Source organism: Stappia sp. ICDLI1TA098 (assembly GCF_054880955.1).
This window is the reverse complement of the sequence record NZ_JBTZBT010000002.1, coordinates 756,417-778,827: the sequence shown is the minus strand read 5'-3', so window position 1 is coordinate 778,827 and position 22,411 is coordinate 756,417. Positions and strand designations below refer to the sequence as shown.

Annotated in this window: 18 protein-coding genes and 1 tRNA gene; 13 read left to right on the top strand and 6 right to left on the bottom strand. The window is 63.6% G+C overall.

Annotated features, from left to right (window positions below; all coding sequences use genetic code 11):
- Positions 1-184: 184 nt before the first annotated feature.
- Both cmk and aroA read right to left on the bottom strand, forming a co-directional pair.
- Positions 185-811, bottom strand: coding sequence for a (d)CMP kinase (cmk, locus tag ACSLUQ_RS13875; RefSeq protein ID WP_417771945.1), 627 nt, complete (start codon positions 809-811; stop codon positions 185-187).
- Positions 808-2,163, bottom strand: coding sequence for a 3-phosphoshikimate 1-carboxyvinyltransferase (gene aroA / locus ACSLUQ_RS13870; RefSeq protein ID WP_461808855.1), 1,356 nt, complete (start codon positions 2,161-2,163; stop codon positions 808-810). Before aroA ends, cmk begins: the two co-directional genes overlap by 4 nt.
- A 267-nt stretch (positions 2,164-2,430) precedes the next feature.
- Here aroA and ACSLUQ_RS13865 point away from each other — a divergent pair, with 267 nt between their 5' ends.
- The 10 genes from ACSLUQ_RS13865 to ACSLUQ_RS13820 all read left to right on the top strand — a co-directional run bounded on the left by ACSLUQ_RS13865 (position 2,431) and on the right by ACSLUQ_RS13820 (position 14,495).
- Complete coding sequence (locus ACSLUQ_RS13865) at positions 2,431-2,826, top strand: TIGR02300 family protein (protein ID WP_417771947.1); 396 nt, start codon at positions 2,431-2,433, stop codon at positions 2,824-2,826.
- 206 nt (positions 2,827-3,032) lie between these two features.
- Positions 3,033-3,108 (top strand) — tRNA-Ala (locus tag ACSLUQ_RS13860).
- 221 nt (positions 3,109-3,329) lie between these two features.
- Complete coding sequence (locus tag ACSLUQ_RS13855) at positions 3,330-4,889, top strand: class I SAM-dependent DNA methyltransferase (protein WP_461808854.1); 1,560 nt, start codon at positions 3,330-3,332, stop codon at positions 4,887-4,889.
- A complete protein-coding gene (locus ACSLUQ_RS13850) occupies positions 4,882-6,249 on the top strand; it encodes a restriction endonuclease subunit S (protein ID WP_461808853.1) in 1,368 nt (455 codons plus the stop codon). The genes ACSLUQ_RS13855 and ACSLUQ_RS13850 overlap by 8 nt, the downstream gene beginning before the upstream one ends.
- Positions 6,246-7,655 carry an ATP-binding protein gene (locus tag ACSLUQ_RS13845; protein ID WP_461808852.1) on the top strand — a complete coding sequence of 470 codons (1,410 nt, stop codon included), beginning with the start codon at positions 6,246-6,248 and terminating at the stop codon, positions 7,653-7,655. Before ACSLUQ_RS13850 ends, ACSLUQ_RS13845 begins: the two co-directional genes overlap by 4 nt.
- A 448-nt stretch (positions 7,656-8,103) precedes the next feature.
- Complete coding sequence (locus ACSLUQ_RS13840) at positions 8,104-11,313, top strand: type I restriction endonuclease subunit R (RefSeq protein ID WP_461808851.1); 3,210 nt, start codon at positions 8,104-8,106, stop codon at positions 11,311-11,313.
- Between the two features lie 485 nt (positions 11,314-11,798).
- Positions 11,799-12,650, top strand: coding sequence for a ParB/RepB/Spo0J family partition protein (locus ACSLUQ_RS13835; protein ID WP_461808850.1), 852 nt, complete (start codon positions 11,799-11,801; stop codon positions 12,648-12,650).
- Positions 12,651-12,802: 152 nt separating this feature from the next.
- Positions 12,803-13,210: a hypothetical protein gene (locus tag ACSLUQ_RS13830; RefSeq protein ID WP_461808849.1), complete on the top strand. Its 408-nt coding sequence runs from the start codon at positions 12,803-12,805 to the stop codon at positions 13,208-13,210.
- Positions 13,211-13,267: 57 nt separating this feature from the next.
- Positions 13,268-13,732: a ribonuclease HI gene (gene rnhA, locus ACSLUQ_RS13825; RefSeq protein WP_461808848.1), complete on the top strand. Its 465-nt coding sequence runs from the start codon at positions 13,268-13,270 to the stop codon at positions 13,730-13,732.
- Between the two features lie 184 nt (positions 13,733-13,916).
- The gene (locus tag ACSLUQ_RS13820; RefSeq protein WP_461808847.1) at positions 13,917-14,495 is read left to right on the top strand and encodes a recombinase family protein; all 579 of its coding nucleotides are present in this window, start codon (positions 13,917-13,919) and stop codon (positions 14,493-14,495) included.
- A 158-nt stretch (positions 14,496-14,653) separates the two neighbouring features.
- On the opposite strand, the gene ACSLUQ_RS13815 is transcribed toward ACSLUQ_RS13820, so the two are convergent.
- Both ACSLUQ_RS13815 and ACSLUQ_RS13810 read right to left on the bottom strand, forming a co-directional pair.
- A complete protein-coding gene (locus ACSLUQ_RS13815; RefSeq protein WP_461808846.1) occupies positions 14,654-16,069 on the bottom strand; it encodes a tyrosine-type recombinase/integrase in 1,416 nt (471 codons plus the stop codon).
- Positions 16,070-16,415: 346 nt separating this feature from the next.
- On the bottom strand, positions 16,416-16,781 hold the full coding sequence (locus tag ACSLUQ_RS13810; protein ID WP_417771948.1) for a winged helix-turn-helix transcriptional regulator: 366 nt from the start codon (positions 16,779-16,781) through the stop codon (positions 16,416-16,418).
- A gap of 107 nt (positions 16,782-16,888) precedes the next feature.
- On the opposite strand from ACSLUQ_RS13810, the gene ACSLUQ_RS13805 reads away from it, so the two are divergent.
- Positions 16,889-17,902 (top strand): zinc-binding alcohol dehydrogenase family protein, encoded by a 1,014-nt coding sequence (locus ACSLUQ_RS13805; protein WP_461808845.1) that lies wholly within the window; start codon positions 16,889-16,891, stop codon positions 17,900-17,902.
- 153 nt (positions 17,903-18,055) lie between these two features.
- Positions 18,056-19,033 carry an NADPH:quinone reductase gene (locus tag ACSLUQ_RS13800; protein ID WP_461808844.1) on the top strand — a complete coding sequence of 326 codons (978 nt, stop codon included), beginning with the start codon at positions 18,056-18,058 and terminating at the stop codon, positions 19,031-19,033.
- A gap of 125 nt (positions 19,034-19,158) precedes the next feature.
- Here the strand turns inward: ACSLUQ_RS13800 and ACSLUQ_RS13795 are convergent, their stop codons facing one another.
- Entirely contained in the window at positions 19,159-20,844 is a 1,686-nt protein-coding gene (locus tag ACSLUQ_RS13795; RefSeq protein WP_461808843.1) for a methyl-accepting chemotaxis protein, read from the bottom strand.
- A gap of 19 nt (positions 20,845-20,863) precedes the next feature.
- Positions 20,864-21,472, bottom strand: coding sequence for a hypothetical protein (locus ACSLUQ_RS13790; RefSeq protein WP_461808842.1), 609 nt, complete (start codon positions 21,470-21,472; stop codon positions 20,864-20,866).
- 464 nt (positions 21,473-21,936) lie between these two features.
- Between ACSLUQ_RS13790 and ACSLUQ_RS13785 the strand changes: the two genes are divergently transcribed.
- Positions 21,937-22,365, top strand: coding sequence for an Hsp20 family protein (locus ACSLUQ_RS13785; RefSeq protein ID WP_417771953.1), 429 nt, complete (start codon positions 21,937-21,939; stop codon positions 22,363-22,365).
- Positions 22,366-22,411 lie beyond the last annotated feature (46 nt).

Here is a 22,411-nt window from a genome sequence, read left to right as displayed (position 1 = left end):
CGTTGTCGATCAAGTGCGTGGGCCCGCTAGACCTGGCGCCACCCTGCCCGGTCGCCGGCGCATTGCCGCTGCGGGAAGTCGATGCCAGCAAGTAAGCATCCGCGTCCGACGCAAGCGGGGAAACAGGCCCGCGTACGCGCAAGCGCGCGATCAGCTTACGGAAAAAGCGCCGAAATCGTGTCCGCTACCTTGCGCACACGCTATCGACGATATCCACAGCCGCCTTGAACGCCGTTTCTATATCCATTTCCGAGGTGTCGAGCAAGTGCGCATCGTCAGCTTGTTTCAGCGGTGCGACGGTGCGGCCCGCGTCGCGCGCGTCGCGGCGCTCCAGGTCCGCGAGCACTTCGGCGAAATCGGCCTCCTTGCCCTTCGACAGCATTTCCTCGGTGCGGCGGCGCGCGCGCACCTCGGCCGAGGCCGTGGCATAGAGTTTGACGTCGGCATCGGGGCACACGACGGTGCCAATGTCGCGGCCGTCGAGCACCGCGCCCGGCGGCTCGTCGGCGAAGCTGCGCTGTAGCCGCACGAGCTCCTCGCGAAGCGCCGGAAGCACCGCAATCCGCGACGCCGCCTCGCCGATCTCATGCGCGGCGAGCACGTCCCGGTCGAGCTTCGACAGGTCGAGATTGCGCGCCGTCGCGACCGCGATGGCCTCGTCGCCAAGCGGCAGGCCGCGCGCCAGCAACGCCGCGGCGACAGCGCGGAAGGTAAGGCCGGTGTCGAGGTGGTGCAGCCCGTAGTGCTGCGCCAGCCGGCGCGCGAGCGTGCCCTTGCCGGAGGCCGCCGGACCGTCGATTGCAATGATCATGCGGCGCGCTCCCCGGCCTGGGAAATCTCGCCGCCGAGGGTGGCGAACAGGTCGCAGAAGCTCGGGAAGCTGGTCGCGATGACAGCGCCGTCGTCGACGCTCACCGGCCGGTCGGCGGCAAGGCCGAGCACCAGGAAGCTCATGGCGATGCGGTGGTCGAGATGCGTCTCCACGGTGCCGCCGCCGGTCGTGCCAGTGCGGCCCGTGACAGATAGCGAGGACTCGCGCTCCGTGCACTCGATGCCGTTGGCGCGCAGGCCGGCGGCGACGGCGGCAAGCCGATCGGACTCCTTGACGCGCAGTTCCTCCAGCCCCTCCATCACGGTGGTGCCCTCGGCGAAGGCGGCCGCGACGGCGAGAACCGGATATTCGTCGATCATCGAGGGCGCGCGCTCCGGCGGGACGACGACGCCCTTCAGCCGGGAATGGCGGGCGCGAACGTCGCCCAGTCGCTCGCCACCGGTCTCGCGGATATTCTCGATGACGAGATCGGCGCCCATCTCCTGCAGCGTCGTCAACAGGCCGGTGCGGTTCTCGTTGAGCAGCACGTTCTCGACGGTGACATCCGACCCCTCGACGATCAGCGCCGCGACGAGGGGGAAGGCGGCCGACGACGGATCCGCCGGGACGACCACGTCCTGGGGCTTCAGCTCCGGCTGACCGACAAGCGAGATGATGCGTCCGCCCGCCTCGTCGATCTCCACGGAAATGTCGGCGCCGAAACCGGCCAGCATCCGCTCGGTGTGGTCGCGGGTGGCGATGGGTTCGACAACGACAGTGCGGCCCGGCGCGTTCAGCCCGGCAAGCAGCACCGCCGACTTGACCTGCGCCGAAGGCACGGGCACCCGGTAGTGGATCGGGGCGGCCGTCTGGGGACCGCGCACCGACAGTGGCAGGCGGTCACCGGAACGGGCCACCACCTGCGCGCCCATCTGGCGCAGTGGGTCGAGCACACGTCCCATCGGCCGCTTCGACAGCGACGCATCGCCGACGAAGGTCGCGGCGATGGGGTGCGATCCGGCGAGGCCGAGCGCCAGGCGCACTCCGGTTCCCGCATTGCCGTAGTCGATCACCGTCTCCGGCTCGAGCAGGCTGCCGAGGCCGACGCCGTCGACCCACCAGCTTCCGTCGTCCTGGCGCGCGACGCTGGCGCCAAAGGCGCGCATCGCCCCGGCTGTGTTCAGCACGTCCTCGGATTCGAGCAGGCCGGAGACCCGCGTGCGGCCAATGGCGAGCGCGCCGAACATCAGCGCGCGGTGGGAAATCGACTTGTCGCCGGGCACCGTGACCCGGCCCTTGAGCGCAGTGCCCGCGCGGGCCGTGAAAGGTATCGCGGAAGACGAATGGGACATGTTCAGTTCCGAAGCGTGAGAGCCCAGTGTTGCATCGCCCGTCGTATCATGCTGGAAACGATCCGTCACCGTGAAGCCGCAAGGGCGCGCCGGCCGGCGCGTGCGCCGGTTTTCGGCGCTCGCGGGGGGCGAGGAATGCGACATGTGCCGGTGGTGGTGATACGTTTGCAGAGACGGGCCGTATTTGGCTTTGACAGAAGCTCGGTCAGCCTATATGCGAACGCCCGATTATGAGAAACCCGGATAGTCGAAACAAGGGTCGAAACCGTGGCGAAACCCGAACTTGGCACTAAGCGGCTGTGCGGCGGTTGTGGTGCCAAATACTACGATCTGAACCGCGATCCGATCACCTGCCCGAAGTGTGGTGCGGTGTTCGTCGTCGCTCAGGCAACGCGCATCCAGAAGGCCGCCAAGGCGGCCGCTGTCGTGCCGGATGACGATGAGGACGATGAGGTCGAGGACAGCGGCGCTGAAGTCGTGAGCCTCGAGGAAGCGGACGCGGAGAACGGCGCCGATGCGCCCGGGATCGACGACGACGATGTCGACGACGATCTGGCGGACGATGACAGCACCGATGACGTGTTCATCGACGACGAAGACGAGGACGAGGAAAACGTTCCCGGCATCGTCGTGGAGCGCGACGACGAGGACACCGACCGCTGAGGCGGTGTCCTGCTTCCCGGAAAGAGAGTTGTCCACAGAGCGGGCGGCGGCTTTTCGGGGAGTTTGAGTGAGGCGGATTATTCCGCTTGACTTGAGGGGCGGAAGACGTATTTTCCGCCCGCATCGGCCGGGGCAATCCCAATGCCCCGCCGAACGAACCGAAGCTCGAAACCACAAGGTGGAGGCTTCGTTCAAGTCTGGAAGACGGGGCCGTAGCTCAGTTGGGAGAGCGCTTGAATGGCATTCAAGAGGTCAGGGGTTCGATTCCCCTCGGCTCCACCAATTTTCCCCCGCACCTAAAAAATCCTTTCATATCAAACGACTAAGGCGCATGGCTCACAGCCTGCGTACCCATGTTCGTACCCGCTTTGCGTACCCAGGTCGCCTGCACTCCGACGGGACTGACAGCTGTGCATACAGCCTCTGGCGGCAGGCACGAATGCTTTGCATCCTCTGCACCGCTATCCTAGCTTCCACCAGAGCGATTTGCAGGGGGAGCAACAGTGGCAAGCGACGTTTCGGGCGACCTCAATTTCTCGGCAGAGCTTTTCAAGGCGGCGGACAAGCTGCGGGGCAATCTGGAGCCCTCGGAATACAAGCATGTGGCGCTCGGCCTCATCTTCCTGAAGTATATTTCCGATGCCTTCGACGGGCTCCATGCCAGGCTCGCGGCGGATGAATATGCCGATGCGGAGGACCCGGAGGAGTATCTCGCCGAGAACGTCTTCTGGGTGCCGAAGGAGGCCCGCTGGGCTCACCTGCAGGCCAATGCCAAGCGGCCCGAGATCGGCAAGCTGATCGACGAGGCGATGGAGGCCATCGAGCGCTTCCCGTCGAACGAGGGGCTGAAGGGCGTCCTGCCGAAGAACTACGCTCGCCCGACGCTCAACAAGACCATGCTGGGCGAACTGATCGACCTGTTCTCCAACATCGGCCTGCATGACGACACCGACCGTGCCCGCGACCTGCTCGGGCGGGTCTACGAGTACTTCCTGTCGGGTTTCGCAAGCTCGGAAGGCAAGCGCGGCGGCGAGTTCTTCACCCCCCGTTCCGTGGTGCGCACGCTGGTCGAGATGCTGGAGCCCTACAAGGGCCGCGTCTACGACCCCTGCTGCGGCTCGGGCGGCATGTTCGTCCAGTCGGAGAAGTTCATCGAGGAGCATGGCGGCCGGCGCAACGACATCGCCGTCTATGGCCAGGAGATCAACCACACCACCTGGCGCCTTGCGAAGATGAACCTCGCCGTGCAGGGCATCGACGCGGACATCCGCTGGAACAACGAGGGCAGCTTCCATCGGGATGAACTGCCCGACCTGAAGGCAGACTTCATCCTCGCCAATCCGCCCTTCAACATTTCCGACTGGGGCGGCGACCGGCTGGCGGAGGACGCCCGCTGGAAGTTCGGCCTCCCGCCCAAGGGCAACGCCAATTTCGGCTGGCTGCAGCACATCATTCATCACCTTGCCCCACGCGGCACGGCCGGTGTGGTGCTGGCCAACGGTTCCATGTCCTCGCAGCAATCCGGCGAGGGCGAGATCCGCAAGGCGATGATCGAGGCCGATGTGGTGGACTGCATGGTGGCCCTGCCGGGCCAGCTCTTCTATTCGACCCAGATCCCCGCCTGCCTCTGGATCCTCGCCCGCGACAAGAGCGCCAATGGCCACCGCGACCGGCGCGGTGAGATCCTGTTCATCGACGCCCGCAAGCTCGGCTTCATGGTCGACCGGGTGCGCCGCGAGTTCACGGGTGAGGATATCGACAAGATCGCCGGCGCCTATCACCGCTGGCGCTCGAAGCCGGAAACGCGGAAGGCCAATGGCTGGGCGGACCATGCGGACGAACCGGGCTTCTGCAAGGCAGCAAGCCTGGAGGAGGTGCGCGAGCACGGATACGTTCTGACGCCGGGGCGCTATGTCGACGCCGCAGCTGTCGAGGATGATGGTGTGCCGTTCGAGGAGAAGTTCGAGGGATTGAGGGAGACGTTGGAGAAGCAGTTCGAGGAGGGGCGGCGAGTTGAAGAACGAATTTTCTCAGCGTTAAAAATGGTCGCATACCATGACTGACTGGCAAATTGTGACCGTCGACGAGTTAGCAGCAAAGAAAAAAGGATCACTTGCGACCGGCCCCTTTGGCTCGTCAATAGGGAGCAAGACATTTCGTGACAGTGGAATTCCTCTTATTCGCGGAAGCAACCTTAGCGAATGTGTAGAGATACGCCTAGACGAGACTGGGATTGTGTACGTCGAAGAGGATTTGGCTCGTGAATTTGCGCGATCCGTTGCTGTAAAGGGCGATCTCGTTTTCACGTGCTGGGGTACCATCAGTCAGGTCGGCTTGATTGATGATAGCGCATCCTTCGCTCGCTATATTGTCAGCAATAAGCAGATGAAACTGACGCTAGACGAGGCTTTGGCATCTCCCCTATTTGTCTACTACTTCTTCTCAAGTCCTCGGGGGCAGCATCAGATACAAATAAATGCAATTGGCAGCTCGGTTCCGGGCTTTAATCTGACGAAGTTAAAAGGCATTAGCATCCCCTTACCGCCGCTCGGTGAACAGCATCGAATAGTTGAACTCCTTAGTTCCCTTGACGACAAGATCGAGCTGAACCGGCGGATGAACGAGACGCTGGAGGCGATGGCGCAGGCGATCTTCCGCGACTGGTTCGTGGATTTCGGCCCGACCCGCCGCAAGCTCGAGGGCGCGAGCAATCCCGTCGCCATCATGGGTGGCCTCGTGCAGGAAGCGGACCGCGCCCGGGCGCTGGCCGATCTCTTCCCCGCCATGCTCGGCGACAATGGATTGCCCGACGAGTGGAACGCTTGTGCGATTTCCGCACTGGTCGAGTTCAACCCGAAGCAGCCTTTGAAGAAGGGGACGCTTGCTCCTTATAGTGACATGTCGTCCTTGCCGACGAATGGGTCGATTGCGGAGCCGCCTGTCCAGCGCGAGTACGGTTCCGGCATGCGTTTCAAGAATAATGATGCGCTCCTTGCACGGATCACGCCGTGTCTGGAAAACGGCAAGGCCGCATTCGTGGACTTCTTGGCGGATGCAGAGACCGTTGGATGGGGATCAACAGAATTCTATGTTGTTCGTTCGCGTCAGGGCGTCCCGCCCCCATTCGCCTATTTGCTTGTGCGGCATCCAGAGTTTCGAGCTACAGCCATTGCCAGCATGACCGGCACATCCGGGAGGCAGCGGGCGCAGGTAGACCGTTTAGCAGACTTCCCTTTTGTTGCCCCTAAAAGTGAGATCCTGACGGCTTTTGCCGATTTCGTTCTGCCAGCCTTTGGCAAGATAAGCGCCAACGGACGAGAAAACCGCACCCTCGCGGCCACCCGCGACCTTCTCCTCCCCAAGCTGATGTCCGGCGATATCCGGCTTGGCGAAGCGCGAGACCGCGCCCGCGAGGTTGCATGATGACCACGGTCGAACAGATCGATCTCTGGCGGAACGCGCCGACAGAAACGCAGACGCTGGAGTTCAAGGAAGCGAAGGCCAGTTTCGACCGCGAGAAACTGGCAAGGTATTGCATCGCCATCGCAAACGAGGGCGGCGGCCAGCTTTTGCTTGGCATAACGGATACACCGCCGCGCAAGGTGGTCGGCTCAAGTGCCTTTCCCAACCCTATCGCCACCGAAGCCGAACTTTTCACCGCTGTCGGTTTTCGTGTCGACGTGGAGGCGGTCGATCACCCCGACGGTCGCGTTGTGATCTTTCATATTCCCTCGCGACCAAAAGGCGCCGCCTACAATTTCAAGGGCTCCTACCTGATGCGCTCGGGAGAGAGCCTTGTGCCCATGTCGGAAGATCGACTGCGGAAGATCTTCGCCGAGGGCGGACCCGAATGGCTGGACGAGCCAACGAAAAAAGGGCTGGACGAACAGGAGGTCGTCGATCTTCTCGACACACAGGCGTTCTTCGAACTCCTCAAGTTGCCCTATCCCAGCACCCGCGCAGGGGTTCTGGAGCGTTTGTTGAGCGAACAGCTGATCGATGAAGCAGATGGCGGCTATTCAATCCGTCGATGCGGCGGGCTTCTGCTCGCAAAGCGACTGAGGAATTTCCCCGATCTGGCAAGAAAGGCTCCGCGCGTTGTCGTCTATTCCGGCAACAACAAGCTGGAGACCCGCATCGACCAGACCGGGGATCGGGGCTATGCGGCGGGCTTCCAGGGACTGGTGGCATTTGTCATGGGGCAATTGCCGCAGAACGAGGTCATCAAGAACGCGCTACGGCAGAGCATAACGCTGCTGCCCGAGGACGCCATTCGTGAGTTGATCGCGAATGCCCTGATCCATCAGGACTTCACCACAACCGGCGTCGGGCCGATGATCGAGATCTACGCGAACCGGGTGGAGATCTCCAATCCCGGTGAGCCAATCGTGCCGGTGGAACGCTTCATCGACGGTTATAGCTCGCGCAACGAGCGACTGACCGATTTGATGCGGCGCATGGATATCTGCGAGGAGCGCAGCAGCGGCGTTGATCGCGTCGTGCACACTGTCGAGGTCTACCAACTGCCGGCACCTGAGTTTCGGGCAGATCTCGGCAGGACGACAGTCGTGGTCCATGGAGTGCGGGATTTCGAGGAAATGACCCGGGATGACCGTATCCGGGCCTGCTATCAGCATTGCGTCCTGAAGTGGGTGATGCGTGAGCGGATGACCAACGAAACGCTGCGACAAAGGTTCGGGCTCGGACCGTCAAAGGCATCAACCGCCTCGCAAATCATATCGATCACGGGCGAAGCAGGGCTGATCAAGGCTGACCAAAGCGTGGGGGCCTCCAAAAAATATGCAAGGTATCTGCCTCATTGGGCATGACCTCATTTCGTCAAACGGGCGCCTGAGGGGTCGATCATGGCGAAACCTGAGCCGGAGCAATGGGATCCAATTTCATCCCATTTGCAGGCCTCACAGACAGGGTGTCCGCCAGTCAGCTGGCCTTATTAAATTGCACTCAGTCACTCAGCGCCCATGGCGGAGAAAGATCATATAAAACAGAACCTTGTTATTTAAGCCCGTTTAAACGGAAGCAATTTGCGCCGACGGGAGCGCCTGGACGCCAGCCACAATCGCAAACCGGCGCATCCTGTGTTTCCTTCTGCAGCGCGATTTTCCGAGCAAATTGCAACCCGCAAGCGGCAGGAGTTAGCTATTCTCGCGTTTTGAGGCTCGCTGGTGAGCGACAAGCAGCATTGAGGATCACAAAGGGGAGAAAGTGATCCACAAATCGTGCGGCCGTCATTGAGGGAGCCGCAAAGGGGGGCGAGTGCAGGACGACATTTCCTACGGTCAGGGCGACAGTGGCGACAGCTACGCGGTTTCCGGCTTCTCCGAGGGCCTCGTCGAGGAAGTGGTCATCGAGACCTTCCAGCAGCTCGGCTACCAGTATCAACCCTCGCAGGTCATCTCGCCGGATGGCTCCGCCCCGGCCCGCACCGCCTATGGCGACGTGCTGCTCGCCGACAGGCTGGCTGCGGTGGTCGAGCGACTCAACCCGCATATCCCCACCGAGGCCCGCGAGCAGGCGATGCGCCAGTTGTCGGTGACCGAGACGCCGTCCCTCATCGAGGAGAACCGCCGCATCCACCGCCTGATCACCGAGGGCGTCGATGTCGAGTTCGGCATCGGAGACGGCGAGGTGAAGGGCGACAAGCTCTGGCTGATCGACTTCGAAACCCCTGAGAACAACGACTTTCTGGTCACCAACCAGTTCACCGTCGCGGAAGGCAAGCACACCCGCCGCCCGGATGTGCTGGTCTTCGTCAATGGCATGCCGCTCGGCATCATCGAGCTCAAGAACGCGGCGAGCGAGCATGCCACGGTCCACCACGCCTACGACCAACTCCAGACCTACAAGGCGCAGATCCCCTCGCTCTTCCGCACGAATGCGGTGATGGTCGCCTCCGACGGCATGCTGGCGCGGGTCGGTTCTCTCACGGCCGATGAAGAGCGCTTCATGCCCTGGCGTTCCGTCACGGGCGCGAATGACGACTTCACCCCCCATGGCCCCTATGAGATGGACACGCTGCTGCGCGGCGTCTTCGACAAGGAGCGCTTCCTTGCGCTGATCCGCGACTTCACGGTGTTCGGGGATCGCGGCGAGGGGCCGTTCAAGATTGTTGCCGGCTATCACCAGTTCCACGGTGCCCGCAAGGCGATCACCAGCGCCATCGACGCTTCCCGGCCGGACGGCGACCGCAAGATCGGCGTCATCTGGCACACGCAGGGCTCGGGCAAGAGCCTGCTGATGGCCTTCCTGGGCGGGCTGATCGTGCGCTCCCGTGAGCTCGAGAACCCGACGCTGATCGTGCTGACGGACCGCAACGACCTCGACGACCAGCTCTTCGGCACCTTCAACCTCTGCAAGGACCTGATCCGCCAGACGCCGGAACAGGCCGACAGCCGGGAGGACCTGCGCCGGCTCCTGAACCGAGCCTCCGGCGGCGTGATCTTCACCACGGTGCAGAAGTTCACGCCCGAACAGGGCGAGGAGGTTTTTCCCGTCCTGACCGAGCGCCGAAACGTCATCGTCATGGCGGACGAGGCCCATCGCAGCCAGTATGGCTTTGACGCCAAGCTGAACCGGGAGACCGGCAGGCGGCGATACGGCTATGCCCACTATATCCGGCAGGCGCTGCCGAACGCATCGTTCATGGGCTTCACGGGCACGCCGATTGAATCGGCCGACGTGAACACCCCGGCCATCTTCGGCGAATACATCGACATCTACGACATCAGCCGTGCCGTCGCGGATGGCGCGACCGTGCCGATCTACTACGAAAGCCGCCTTGCGCGGATCGAACTGGACGAGGACGAGAAGCCGCGTATCGACGCCGAGATCGAGGCGATGCTCGAGGACGAGGCCTTGAGCGAGCAGGAAAAGCAGAAGGCGCAGTGGGCTACGGTGGAGCGTCTCGTCGGCGCCAGGACGCGACTGGCCCAGGTTGCGGCCGATCTCGTCGAGCATCTCGAGAAGCGCATCGAAGGCCTGCCTGGCAAGGCCATGGCTGTCTGCATGAGCCGGCGGATCTGCGTCGATCTCTACAAGGAAATCGTTGCCCTGCGTCCCGAGTGGCATTCGGAGGACGACGACAAGGGGGCGGTGAAGGTCGTCATGACGGGATCGGCTTCCGACCCGCTGGACTGGCAACCGCATATCGGCGGCAAGAAGCGCCGTGACGACCTCGCCAAGCGGGCGCGGAAGGTCGACGATCCGCTTAAACTGGTGATCGTCCGCGACATGTGGCTGACCGGTTTCGACGCGCCTTGCATGCACACGATGTACATCGACAAGCCGATGCGGGGGCACGGGCTGATGCAGGCCATCGCCCGGGTGAACCGGGTATTCAAGGAGAAGCCGGGCGGTCTCGTGGTCGACTATATCGGAATCGCCACCAACCTGAAGAAGGCCCTGGCCGAGTACTCCCAGTCCGACCGCGACAAGACCGGCATCGACGAGGAAGAGGCCGTTGCCCTGCTCCTCGAGAAGTACGAGATCGTCAGGGGCATGGTCGCCGGGCACGACTACAGCGCTGGTGTCTCAGGAACACCCGCAGAGCGGCTCAGGGCGCTTGCCGACGGCATTGACTGGATCCTGAAGTGGCAGCAGGCGGAAGCCGCGAAGGCCACCAGCGAGCAGGCGCGGAAACAGGCCCATCGCCGCTATCAGGATGCGGTTCTGGAGCTGAGCAAGGCCTATGCGCTGGCGTCCGCGAGCGACGCGGCGAGCGAGATCCGCGACGAGGTGGGTTTCTTCCAGGCGGTTCGCGCCGCTCTGGTCAAGACCACCGCGACCGGCAAGATGTCGGACAAGGCCAAGTCGCTTGCCGTCGAACAGCTCCTGAACCAAGCCGTGGCCAATGCGGAGATCGTCGACATCCTGAAGGCCGCCGGGCTTCAGTCGCCCGACATCTCCGTCCTTTCGGACCAATTCCTCATGGACGTCCAGCAGATGGAGAGGAAGAACCTCGCGCTGGAGGCGCTGAGAAAGCTCCTCAACGGCGAGATTAAGAGCCGCTCGCAAACCAACGTGGTGCAGTCAAAGGCTTTCTCCCGGCGGCTTGAGGAAGCCGTTGCCCGGTATCACGCCAACGCGATTTCCACGGTCGAGATGATCCAGGAACTGATCGCTCTCGCAAAGGACATGCAGGCGGCAGCCGCACGAGGTGACGAACTTGGCCTCTCCCCCGAGGAGATCGCCTTTTATGACGCGCTTGCCGGCAACGATACCGCCGTCGAGGTCATGGGAAGCGAGCAGCTTCGCGTGATCGCGCATGAACTGGTCGAGCAGATGCGCGGGTCCATCACCGTTGACTGGCAGCACAAGGCGAGTGCCCGCGCCAAGATGCGCATCCTCGTCAAGCGCATCCTGAAGCGTTTCGGCTATCCGCCGGATCTCGAGCAGGAAGCCGTTCAGACTGTCCTGGCACAGGCCGAATTGCTCCTCAAGGAGATCGCGCCCTCCTCGGGACGCTGAGCTACCGCGAGCCTTCCGTCGCCTCGTTGCGGCAAGACGAATACGGTGACCGTGATCCCGGAATGTTTGCCGCAAAAATCCGAGCGGCTGATCTGATCACCGGCTCGCGCGACTACCCCCCGGGTGGGGTGGGTATTCCGGCATTTCCGACCTTGGTGCTTGGCAGCCTGGGTCGTCGCCGGCAACTGTTCTGCTCACGTCGGGCGCCGTTCGGCCTGACGACGTCACCTCGTTCTGCCGAGTTTGCGGATGGGGGGTGTCAGCGTAAGCGCCACAAGATATTGCGGTGAGCTTGGCCGCTTGGGCCCGATATGTATGGGTTGCATCACAGACATAAGAGCGGCCTTGCTCATTTGTCGCCCGCCAGCGACCACGCTTCGTAGTCCTGGCCCATCATTCCCAACCACATCCCCTGTCCCGCCGATCCCGTCCGTGGCGCCCGTCGCCGCGCTGGGGAGTCGTGCGGGCGACCGAGAAGGACCTTCATGATCGAACCAACCAACAGCCCACCACCACCCGCCACGCCCGAGGCGCTGGACGATGCCCATGATTTCGCCGAGGCGGTTTGTCTGCTCTCCGCTCTCGCCGCAACACCGGGGCGCGAGGATCGGCCGGACCGGCTGAAGCTCGACGAGATCACCCTGCTGCCCGTGGCGTTCAACGTGCGCGGCGAAGAGAGCCTCGCCGAACACCACCTGACGACCCTGTCGAAGCTGCTGAAGTCCACCGAGGATCTCGACCCGGTGACCGTCATGGTCGTCGGCAGCCGTTTCATCCTGATCGACGGACATCACCGTCACGAGGCCTATCGGCGCTCCCCGGACCGGCGGGACATTCCCGTGCGCTACTTCGAGGGCTCGCCCGAGGAGGCCGTTCTCGAGGCCGCCCGGGCCAACACGCGGGCCGTCCTGCCGATGGACAACGGGCAGCGTCAGGACCTCGCATGGCGCCTCACGCTCTGCGGTCTCTACTCCAAGCGTCGGATCGCCGAGGCCTCGGGCGTCTCCCACGCTCAGGTCGCCATCATGCGCAAGGTGATGAAGACGTTGGGTGAGCAGGCCCATGACTTCGACAGGTGGTGGCAGGCCCGAAGAGCAGCCGATGGCAAGTGCAACGAGGATATGAGCGAGGAGGATCGCGAGATGTGGATCGAGGAGCAGGCCCAGACCTATGCGGACCGGCTGGCCAAGGAGTTCAGCACCAAGTTGGCCCGAAACCCGGAGATCGCCGCACGGGCGCTCGAGCACTACTTCGGGCGCAAGCTCCCGGATCTGCTGAGAGAACTGCTCGACCGAACGGGCGAGGTGCTGGACGACGACGAAGAGGACGAGTTCTGACCAGCCCCGGGCGTCTTTCGGTTCGCCATGGGGCGCCTCGGTGTCCAATCCCTAGGGTATCAAGATTAGACACCCCGCCCCGTTTCTTGCGGCTCGGCTCCCTTCAGGACCGGGCCGTTTTCATTTCGCTTCCCACAATACAGGAGATCAACATGAAGACCACGCTTATCCCGATCCACCCCGTTGAGCTGAATGGCCACGAGATCGACCTCTACCTCGCCATCGAAGAGGAGGCCGTGCAGTCCCTCGTCTTCCCCATCGAACAGCTGAACCGCGTCCTTCTGGCGTCGGGGAACGCCACCGCTGAGGTTCTCGATGCCGTGCGGCGCTACGTTCGTCTTGAAGTGCGAACGCTGGAGACGGTGGCTGGCACCATTGACGTGGTGAACGCGGAAGAAGCCGCGCCCCTGTTCAGTCGGTTGTTCGCGCTGGGGCTGCTCACCGACAGGCAGCTCATCGTCCTTCACCGCGCCATCAACTCGGCATGCGCATGTGCCTTCGAATCCCCGTGGGTGCCCACGCTCGCCGGCATTGCCCGGGCCAGTCACGGCGCAGCGTAAGTCGCGCAAGGCAGCAGCGGGTCGGGGACATCCCGGCCCGCCCTTCATCCGATGACGATGCACGACAACACGAGCGAACCATGTCGCGTCCTGATCCACACGGACGGAGCCTGCTCGGGCAATCCCGGTCCCGGCGGTTATGGCGCGATCCTCACCAACGCCACCAAGACGCTCGAGATCTCGGGTGGCGCCCCCGACACCACCAGCAACCGCATGGAACTGATGGCCGCGATCAAGGCGCTGGAGGCGCTCAAGCGGCCGACCTCCGTCCGGCTTGTGTCCGACAGCACCTATGTCGTTAGCGGCGTAACGCGGTGGCTTGCGGGCTGGAAGGCTCGCAACTGGAAGAACGTGAAGAACGTCGACCTCTGGCAACGCCTTGAGACCGCGATGGTCGGCCACGAGATCACATGGCAATGGGTGCGCGGCCACAGCGGGCACGATCTGAACGAGCGAGCGGACCGGCTGGCCAAGGCCGGCCTGAAGCGCCAGACGGAGGAGCGGAAGACCCGCCGCCACTGATCTGCTCTTCCCACACGATACGGCAGGGGCGTCCTCGTGATGCCCTTGCCCAGCGCCTGAACGCTGGAGCGATCATCGGTCATCATCGTATACATGCGTGACCGGTTCGAAGGTGGCTTGACAGGCCGGTCATTTTCCGTTCACAAACTAACGATCACAAACATCTAGTTATTGGTGAACGATCATGGCGCTTGTCGGATATGCCCGCGTCTCCTCGGTGGGACAGTCGCTTGAGGTGCAGGAGGCCAAGCTCGTGTCGGCCGGCTGCGAGGAGATCTTCAAAGAAAAGCGCTCCGGCCTCGATACCGAGCGGCCGAAGCTTGCCGAGTGCCTGCGCTATCTCCGCAAGGGAGACACGCTGGTGATCTCCCGGATCGACCGCTTGGCCCGCTCAGCCGAGCACCTCCTGTCCCTAGTCGGGGACCTTGAGGCGAAGGGCGTCACGCTCAAGGTGCTCGACCAGAGCATCGACACGAGCGATGCGGCTGGTCGCGCCTTCCTCGGGATGCTCGCCGTGTTCGCCCAGTTCGAGACCGACATTCGCCGGGAACGGCAAATGGACGGCATCGCCAAGGCCAGGGAGAAGGGCGTGAAATTCGGTCGCAAGCCCGCTCTGAGCCCTGATCAGCAGGCAGAGGCCAACCGGCTGCGAGGCGAGGGCTGGTCCCTTCAGCAGATCGCACGGCACCTCAAGGTCTCCAAGGGGCTCGTCCACAAGGTCACCAGCGGCGCCGGCGCGAATGATGGCGCGTCCGTGTCCTGATCAATGCTGTTTGTCGTCGAGGATCGAGGGGGCGGGCGTAGGCCCCATCGCCGATAGGAGCGCTTGGGAACCCCAAGAGGGGCGCCCTGTGTAATCCCTAGGCTATACAATCTAGACAGGGGAGCCGGCCCTCAGACCGGCCTCGACCGCTAGTTGGGTCAGACGGCTTTCTCGTCGTGTGGCGCTTGGTGTTCATGGGGTGAGGCTTCGATCTCCAGCGAGGGCAACTTTACCGCTTCCACGCAGCGACGCGCCTGTTCGACCAGCGGCCCGGCAGAGTAAAGCCCAAGCGTTATGCTGTTTCGCTTGTGACCGACGACCGCAGCGATGAGGTGCTCGGGTTGATCGGCCCGCTCCGCCATGGTCATGAACCACCGGCGGAAGGAATGGAAGTTGACCAATGAACGGCGCTTACCCGGTATCACGTCGTCAACACCGACGGATCGCCGGTATTCGGTGAACTGGTTCGATGCCTTGAAGGATCGCTCCCGCATCGAACCCGCCTTCTTCACGGGAGGCCACTCGGGGAACAGATCGTCGTCAGGGCTCTTGCCCTTGGTGCGGCGCTCGATGATCGGCACAAGGCTGGAGTGAATGGGCGTGATCCGCTCCTTTTCCTCCTTCTTCTGTGGCTTGAAGACGAAGACACCACCCTCGCAATCCTTCACACGCAGGGATACGATGACGTCAATGCGGGCGCCCGTAAGTGCGGCAATGCGCATCAGGTCATGCATGTGCTGGGTGGTCTCACCAGCGAGAAGCAGCCGCATCTCATCATTCGTGAAGGGACGCTCCTTCTCGTCGTAGGGCGTCTTGGGTTGGGGGATCGTCAGCCCATGCCAGACGTTGGCGTCAACCTCCTCCCGCCGCTCCAGCCATTGCCAGTACCGCGACAGCCTTCGCAGGTACTTGTTGAGCGTCACCGGCGACAGCCCCTTGGCCAACTCGGGCAAGGCATCCATGAACCGGACGGCGACCTTGCGGTTGATGGCTTGAAGGGACGGTTCGACCTCCTCCCGCTTGCACCACGCCTTGAGGTACTTCATGGCCCTGACATCATCCGCCCGTGTCCGGGGCTTCACCGTGAGGCTTTCCAGATAGGCCGCATGGTGCAGATCAACGAGCGTGGACATGCCCAGCGCGACCCGGACGAACTCCCCCGCTTCCTTCTCGCGCTCCGGGCGGTGCTCATAGATCGGCTCGCCGGTGTCCGGGTCGTCTCCCCTGTAGTAGAGCGGACCCAACATCCCTTCGCTTGAGAGCATGACCCCGTCGCGGATTGCCTCGCGTTCCTCCGCCGTCTTCGCCTTGCGCAACATCTCCGCCATCTCGATGGCGTCTTGGATATGCTTCGCCTTGAGCGTCCCGCCGCGTGCCCGTTCGATCTCCGCCTTCAACTCGGCGATCACCGGCCACTTAAGGCGGTTGGCCACCGCAAGGCTGTCGGTGTTCAGCGGGCGTTTCAGGCGAGTGGGCATCCGGTCATGCAGGTCTCTCGGGACCGCTACGGTGACCCGCCATTGTCCCCCGTGCTTCTCAAGAAAACGGCGATCCGTGGCTGAAGATCGTGGCATTTGGCTCCTCTGCGTACCCATTTTCGTACCCAGATCGCATACCCGCAAGCCCCTGCAATATCAAGATAATGATGATTTCATTGACGGCTTTTCGATGCGAGGTGACTATCCCCTCGGCTCCACCAGTCTTCCTTCCGGAACTGCATTTCCCTGAAAACAGCTTTGCCGGATAACGGCCTCGCGCGGTGCGCGAGGGCCCCGACCGGGTGATCGGGCACCGAAAGCCCGCGTCTCTCGGCGTGGCCGCCCGAGCGGGCCTTGCGGGTCAGCGTTCTGCCTGGAGCGCGCCTTGCGTCTTCTCCCCCGCGCACTCGTTCCTGCTGCTTCGCGCAAGAGGCCTTGGCCTTCAGCCGGCTGCGTCGGCCGTCCTGGTGAAGAGCGACAGATTCGCATCTCCCCATGACTTCAGCGCCAGCAGCACCGGGCTCAGCCCGTGCCCCCGTTCTGTGAGGCTGTACTCCACCTTCGGCGGCACCTGCGGATAGATCTCCCGGTGCAGCAACCCGTCTTCCTCAAGCTCGCGCAACTGGTTTGTCAGCATGCGCTGGGTGACGCCTGGAATGCGTCGGCGCAGCTCGTTGAAGCGCAGCGTGCCCTCGTTGAGCAGGTGCCACAGAATCACGCATTTCCATTTTCCGTCGATCAGGCTGACGGCCGCTTCCACCGAGCAGCCGGGGCTGCAGTCGAAGCGTGAATGGCGAGCCTTGGCCATTTTACGGTATCCTTTTCGACACTAGAGGCGATGCTTGTGCGTATTATCCTTTTCGATACGTAGTGTACATGAGGTCCGAGGCAAACACTCACGTTGGAGCCAAGGACATGAAAGCTGTCGGCTACAGAACTCCCGGCGCGATCGAGCGGACGGATTCTCTTCTCGATCTCGAACTGCCGCGACCGGAGGTGAGCGGGCATGACCTGCTGGTCGAGGTTCGGGCGGTGTCGGTCAATCCCGTCGACTACAAGATCCGTCGCGGCGCGATACCGCCCGAAGGGGAGGCGCGCATTCTTGGCTGGGATGCGGTCGGCACTGTCGTTGCTGTCGGGGACAAGGCCCAGGGCTTTGCGCCCGGCGAGCGGGTCTACTACGCGGGTGCGTTGAACCGGCCCGGCACAAACAGCGAGTATCATCTGGTCGATGCCCGCCTTGCCGCCGTTGCCCCGCGCAAGCTGAGTGATGGCGAGGCCGCCGCCCTGCCGCTGACCTCGATCACCGCCTGGGAGATGCTGTTCGAGCGGCTCGACGTGGCCAGGCCGGTTCCGGGCGCGGCCAATGCCGTGCTGATCGTCGGTGGCGCCGGCGGGGTCGGCTCCATCGCCATCCAGCTTCTGCGGGCACGCACCGATCTGACGGTGATCGCGACGGCCTCGCGGCCCGAAACCCGCGACTGGTGCCTGTCGCTTGGCGCGCATCACGTCATCGACCACGGCAAGCTGCTGGCCGCGCAGGTCGAGGCGCTCCAACTGGGCGCGCCGGGGATCGTTTTCTCCACCACCGAGACTTGCCGCCATCTCGACGAGATCGTCGCGCTGATCGCGCCGCAGGGTCGTTTCGGGCTGATCGACGATCCAGAGAACCTGACGGTCAACGGGTTCAAGGGAAAGTCCGTCTCAATCCACTGGGAGTTCATGTTCACGCGCTCCCTTCACGCCACGCCCGACATGGATCGTCAGGGCGCGTTGCTGGCGGATGTGGCCGCGCTGGTCGACGCCGGGGCGATTCGCAGCACGCTGAGCGAAACGATGGGCCCGATCAGCGCCACCAACCTGAAGCGGGCACATGCGTTGCTCGAAAGCGGCAAGGCGCGGGGAAAGATCGTGCTCGAGGGGTTCTGAGCCCGGTCGACGCCGGGAAGGCGCAAGGCGCACCGGTCAGCGCACCGGACCTCTTGGGCTGATTTGAATCGATTCGCCCCGCGGCCTACCGCACGACGCGGAACGAGGGTATCGAGGTGCCGGGACCCCGTTTGAATTCAAGGGAGAGGAAACATGAAAGCAGGCTGGTATTCGCGAAACGGCTCGGCCGCTGAGGTGCTGGAAGTCGGGACGCTTCCCGACCCCGCGCCCGGACCCGGCGAGGTCCGCGTCCGGCTCAAGACATCCGGTGTCAATCCGTCGGACGTGAAGTCCCGCTCCGGCCGGCCGCTCACCGCGCCCCGCGTCACGCCCCACAGCGACGGCGCGGGCGTCATCGATGCGGTGGGCGAGGGGGTTGCTCCCGCGCGCGTCGGCGAGCGTGTGTGGATCTGGAACGGCGCCTGGAAGCGGCCGGCCGGCACGGCGGCGCAGTTTATCGTGCTGCCGCAGGCGCAGGCGGTCCTGCTGCCGGAGGCAACCACCTTCGAGGAGGGCGCCTGTCTGGGTATTCCCGCCCTGACCGCGCTTCATGCGGTGACCGGCGGCGGATCCATCCTGGGTGCGACCGTGCTGGTGCAGGGCGGCGCCGGGGCGGTTGGCGCCTATGCCATCCAGTTCGCCCGCCTCTATGGGGCGGGGACGGTGATCGCCACGGCAAGCTCCGAGGAAAAGGCCGGCATCTGCCGCGATCTCGGCGCTGATGTTGTCATCGACTACCGCAAGGAGGATGTCGCCGCACGGGTCGCGGCGATCACCGGCGGTCGCGGCGCGGATCTTGTCGTCGAGGTGGATGCGGCGACGAATGTCGGCACGCTTGCTCAGATCATTGCCCAGGATGGCAGCTATGCCGTCTATGGCTCGGGATCCCCGCAGGTCGCGTTTGACTTCATGCCGATGATCACCAAGGGCGTGACGGTGCGCTTCTTCATTGTCTACGAACTTGCTGGCCCCTTGCGTGAGAGGCTCGTGTCGGCCCTCAACGCCCATCTCGCGGCAGGCCACCTGCGCCATGCCGTTGCCCGGACCTATGCGCTCGACGAGATCGTCGCGGCGCATGAGGCGGTCGAAAGCGGCAAGGTGATCGGCAACGTGGTTCTGTCCATCGCCTGAGGCGCGTGTCGGCCGGAGGGCATCGCCTGGCCGGCGGCCCACTGTTTCAATGAAAAAGCCGGACGCTCGCGCGCCCGGCTTTTGTTTTGGTTGCGATGTTTGCGGTCGACCCGCGCGAGCCTGTCTCAGGCGGCGCGCACGGTCGTCAGGAACTCGCTCATGGCACGCTGCATCGTGCCGGAGCGGTCGAGCAACTGGTGGATCGCTTCCTGCATCTCCGTGCTGAGCTCGCCCGTCTTGGTGGCCTGATCGCTGACATCGGTGATCGAGCTGCTGACGCTGCGCGTTCCCTGAGCGGCTTCGGCGACGTTGCGGGCGATCTCCGTGGTTGCAGCGTTCTGCTGCTCCGTCGCGGCCGCCATGGCGGAGGTGCGCTGGTGGATGGCGTTCACCATCTCCGCGACGGATCCGGTCGCCAGGATCGATTCGTCGGCGGCATCTCGCATCTCGGAAATCTGCAGATCGATTTCCTCGGTCGCCTTCGCGGTCTGCTCGGCAAGCGCCTTCACCTCCGAGGCGACAACCGCGAAGCCCCGGCCGGCATCGCCGGCGCGCGCGGCCTCGATGGTCGCGTTGAGCGCCAGCAGGTTGGTTTGCTCCGCGATGGCGGTGATCAGCTTGGTCACGTCGCCGATCTTGCCGACGACGGCCTGAAGCCTGGCAACCGCCTGGTTGGAGCGCTGCACCTCGCCTGAGGCGTCGGTCACGGCCTGGGCGGAAGCGTGAACCTGCGTGTTGATTTCGGCGATGGAGGCGGAAAGCTCCTCCGTCGCGCTCGCCACGGTGTTGACGTTCTCCGTCGCCTGCTGCGAGGCGGAGGCCACCGACAGGGACCGATGGGTCGTGCCGTTGGCGATGTCGGAGAGGGAACCGGCCGAAAGGTTGAGCTGGTCGAGGCCGGTCGCCATCTCGCGGCTGATCGCGAGAACCGTCTCCTCGAAGCGGGCGGCGACTTCCGCCATTTCGGCGTGCCGGGCCTGCTCGCCGGCGATCCGCTGGCGCTCGCTCTCCGCCTCCAGTTCGCGGGTCCGGTTCAGGTTGTCGCGGAACACGTCGAGGGCCGAGCCGAGCTGGCCGATCTCGTCGGCGCGCTTGCCGAAGTCGACGCTCTCGCTGGTGTCGCCGGCCGCGAGCTGGCGCACCACATGCGACAGGCGGGCCAGCGGGCGTGAGATCATCGCGTAGTTGAGATAGCCAAGCAGCACCGCGAAAAGGGTGATGATGATGCAGCTGCCGAGCGCGATAACCTGTGCCGAGGACAGGGCCCCGCGCTCCACGTCAAGCAATGCGTTTTCCAGCTTCTTGAGCTCTTCGATCAGCTTCTCGTTCTCGTCGAATGTCTGCCGCAGCAGCGTCTCGCCGGTGTTGGTCAGCTCCATGGCGCGCGCCAGGTCGACTGTCTCGGGGGTGCGCATCAGCTGGAACTGACGGTCAACGAAATTCGTTCGCCATGCCTGCCAGGCCTCGGTGAGGCGGGTCTCCGTGCCGGCGAGCTCGGGCGCTTCGCGCAGCAGGCTCTGGCCCAGCTTGTCGATGTCCGAGCCGATGGCGGTGGTGGCGGTCTCCACCTTCTGTACGAAATCGCGGTCGCCGGTCAGCAGGAACGTCTTGACCCAGAGCGCCTGTTCGAGGATCGCGCCGCGCAGTTCCGTCGCCTGCTTGCCAACGGCGACCAGGCGCTCGGCCTGCTCGACGGCGGAGGAAACCGTAAGGGTGCGTTGGAAGGTTGCCGCCCCGGCAAGGGCGCCAATGAGGGCAAGAAGCGCGAAGGCGATGGCGCCCTTGGCGGAAACAGAGAGTCTGGAGAGCATGACTGGGACCTTTTGGGCGTTAGCTGGCCGGCTGCGAACGCCGCATGAGCTCGGTGAGGTTGAATTCGACAGTCGCCGAGCCGATGGCCGTGTCGCCGCTTTCGTCCGCAAGCGTCATGTTGACCTGGGCGGCCCAGATCTTGCGATCTTCGTCCCATTCCGGATCGTCGATGAAGACAGCATTCGCGCCCACGGGGAAGGTCTTCTGGAACTTGGCTTCGTCACCCTGCCAGTAATCGCCGGTGATTGAGCTCTGCCCGACATTGAGGCCGTTGCGATCCATCACGAAAAGCTCGGTGTAAAGGCCGAGGTTCTGTGCCTGGACGCGCAGCAGATAGATCGAGAGCGGTGCCGACAGGGTCGCCGAAATCAGCGGCTTGTCGTCGCTCTTGCGCTCCTCGACCCATTGCGCGTCAAGCGCATCGATGGTTGCCTGATCGATGTTGCCGCGCCGTTCGTTCTGGGCTGTTACCGACAGACGGACGATCGGATTGGCGAGCCATTCGCGCGTCTTTGCGATGACGTCCGGTGTGATCAGGCTGGCGGCGTCCGGAGCCTGGGGCTCGGCACGCGCTGGTGATGCCAGGGCAATGAGTGCAGCGATCATGCAGTGCGTAAGGAGTTTCATCGAAACGTTCCATCCCTTGTTTTACCGAGGATTTTAACGTTGGGGCGTTAATCAGAGATTTATGCTCGATAATTGTAAAATTCCCTTGAGTCTTATGGTCTTAAGAAAGAATTCGAGATTTTTGCGGTAGCTCTTTGCAATGCAGCAAAGAGGTTTTTGCTGTGGGGCAGCGGGACGCGGGCGGATCTTGCGGGCGTGCCGGGAAAGCCGGGGCGATCTTTCCCGGTCGACAAGGCCCTTGCCTCGCATCGAGGTGGGCGCACCGGGCTTTTTGCCGCCGCGGAGGGGACTGCAAAGGCTCTCGCTTTCTTGAATCGTGGCGCCTGTATGGCCATATAAGACAACAACAGGGGCGCTCTGCCCCATCCGGACGCCGCCAGCGGGTCCGGAAACCTGAAGTGTCCCGGACGCAGGTCGCGGCCGTGGCGCTTCGAGAAGGCCGCTTTTGAAAAGGGCTTAGGTACATGACGCGCATGTCTGCGTTTTCGAGCCCCTTGCTTCTCGGGTTCGAGGATCTGGAACGAATGCTCGACCGGGTCAGCAAGGGATCCAACGACGGTTATCCTCCCTACAACATCGAGCGTCTTCCCAGGACGGAGGCGCGGGGCGAGGTCATCCGCATCACACTTGCCGTCGCCGGCTTCACGCGTGAGCAGCTCGACGTCAGCGTCGAGGAAAGCCAGCTCGTGATCCGGGGCCGTCAGGAAGATGACAAGACCCGCCAGTTCCTGCACCGCGGCATCGCCGCACGGCAGTTCCAGCGCGCCTTCGTGCTGGCCGAGGGGATCGAGATCCTGGGCGCCGAACTGAAGGACGGGCTGTTGTCGATCGACCTCGCCCGCCCCGCGCCCGAGCGCACCGTCCGCCGCATCGAGATCGACGCGCGCGACTGACGGGAGCGGCGGGACGCATGTCCCGACTCTTTGATCCGGCGGCCCG

Bases quoted from the DNA above. Each gene is read 5' to 3' on its own strand.
- cmk (WP_417771945.1), bottom strand. From the start codon at position 811: ATGATCATTGCAATCGACGGTCCGGCGGCCTCCGGCAAGGGCACGCTC.
- aroA (WP_461808855.1), bottom strand. From the start codon at position 2,163: ATGTCCCATTCGTCTTCCGCGATACCTTTCACGGCCCGCGCGGGCACT.
- ACSLUQ_RS13850 (WP_461808853.1), top strand. From the start codon at position 4,882: ATGACTGACTGGCAAATTGTGACCGTCGACGAGTTAGCAGCAAAGAAA.
- ACSLUQ_RS13845 (WP_461808852.1), top strand. From the start codon at position 6,246: ATGATGACCACGGTCGAACAGATCGATCTCTGGCGGAACGCGCCGACA.
- ACSLUQ_RS13835 (WP_461808850.1), top strand. From the start codon at position 11,799: ATGATCGAACCAACCAACAGCCCACCACCACCCGCCACGCCCGAGGCG.
- ACSLUQ_RS13830 (WP_461808849.1), top strand. From the start codon at position 12,803: ATGAAGACCACGCTTATCCCGATCCACCCCGTTGAGCTGAATGGCCAC.
- rnhA (WP_461808848.1), top strand. From the start codon at position 13,268: ATGCACGACAACACGAGCGAACCATGTCGCGTCCTGATCCACACGGAC.
- ACSLUQ_RS13820 (WP_461808847.1), top strand. From the start codon at position 13,917: ATGGCGCTTGTCGGATATGCCCGCGTCTCCTCGGTGGGACAGTCGCTT.
- ACSLUQ_RS13815 (WP_461808846.1), bottom strand. From the start codon at position 16,069: ATGCCACGATCTTCAGCCACGGATCGCCGTTTTCTTGAGAAGCACGGG.
- ACSLUQ_RS13810 (WP_417771948.1), bottom strand. From the start codon at position 16,781: ATGGCCAAGGCTCGCCATTCACGCTTCGACTGCAGCCCCGGCTGCTCG.
- ACSLUQ_RS13805 (WP_461808845.1), top strand. From the start codon at position 16,889: ATGAAAGCTGTCGGCTACAGAACTCCCGGCGCGATCGAGCGGACGGAT.
- ACSLUQ_RS13800 (WP_461808844.1), top strand. From the start codon at position 18,056: ATGAAAGCAGGCTGGTATTCGCGAAACGGCTCGGCCGCTGAGGTGCTG.
- ACSLUQ_RS13795 (WP_461808843.1), bottom strand. From the start codon at position 20,844: ATGCTCTCCAGACTCTCTGTTTCCGCCAAGGGCGCCATCGCCTTCGCG.
- ACSLUQ_RS13790 (WP_461808842.1), bottom strand. From the start codon at position 21,472: ATGAAACTCCTTACGCACTGCATGATCGCTGCACTCATTGCCCTGGCA.
- ACSLUQ_RS13785 (WP_417771953.1), top strand. From the start codon at position 21,937: ATGACGCGCATGTCTGCGTTTTCGAGCCCCTTGCTTCTCGGGTTCGAG.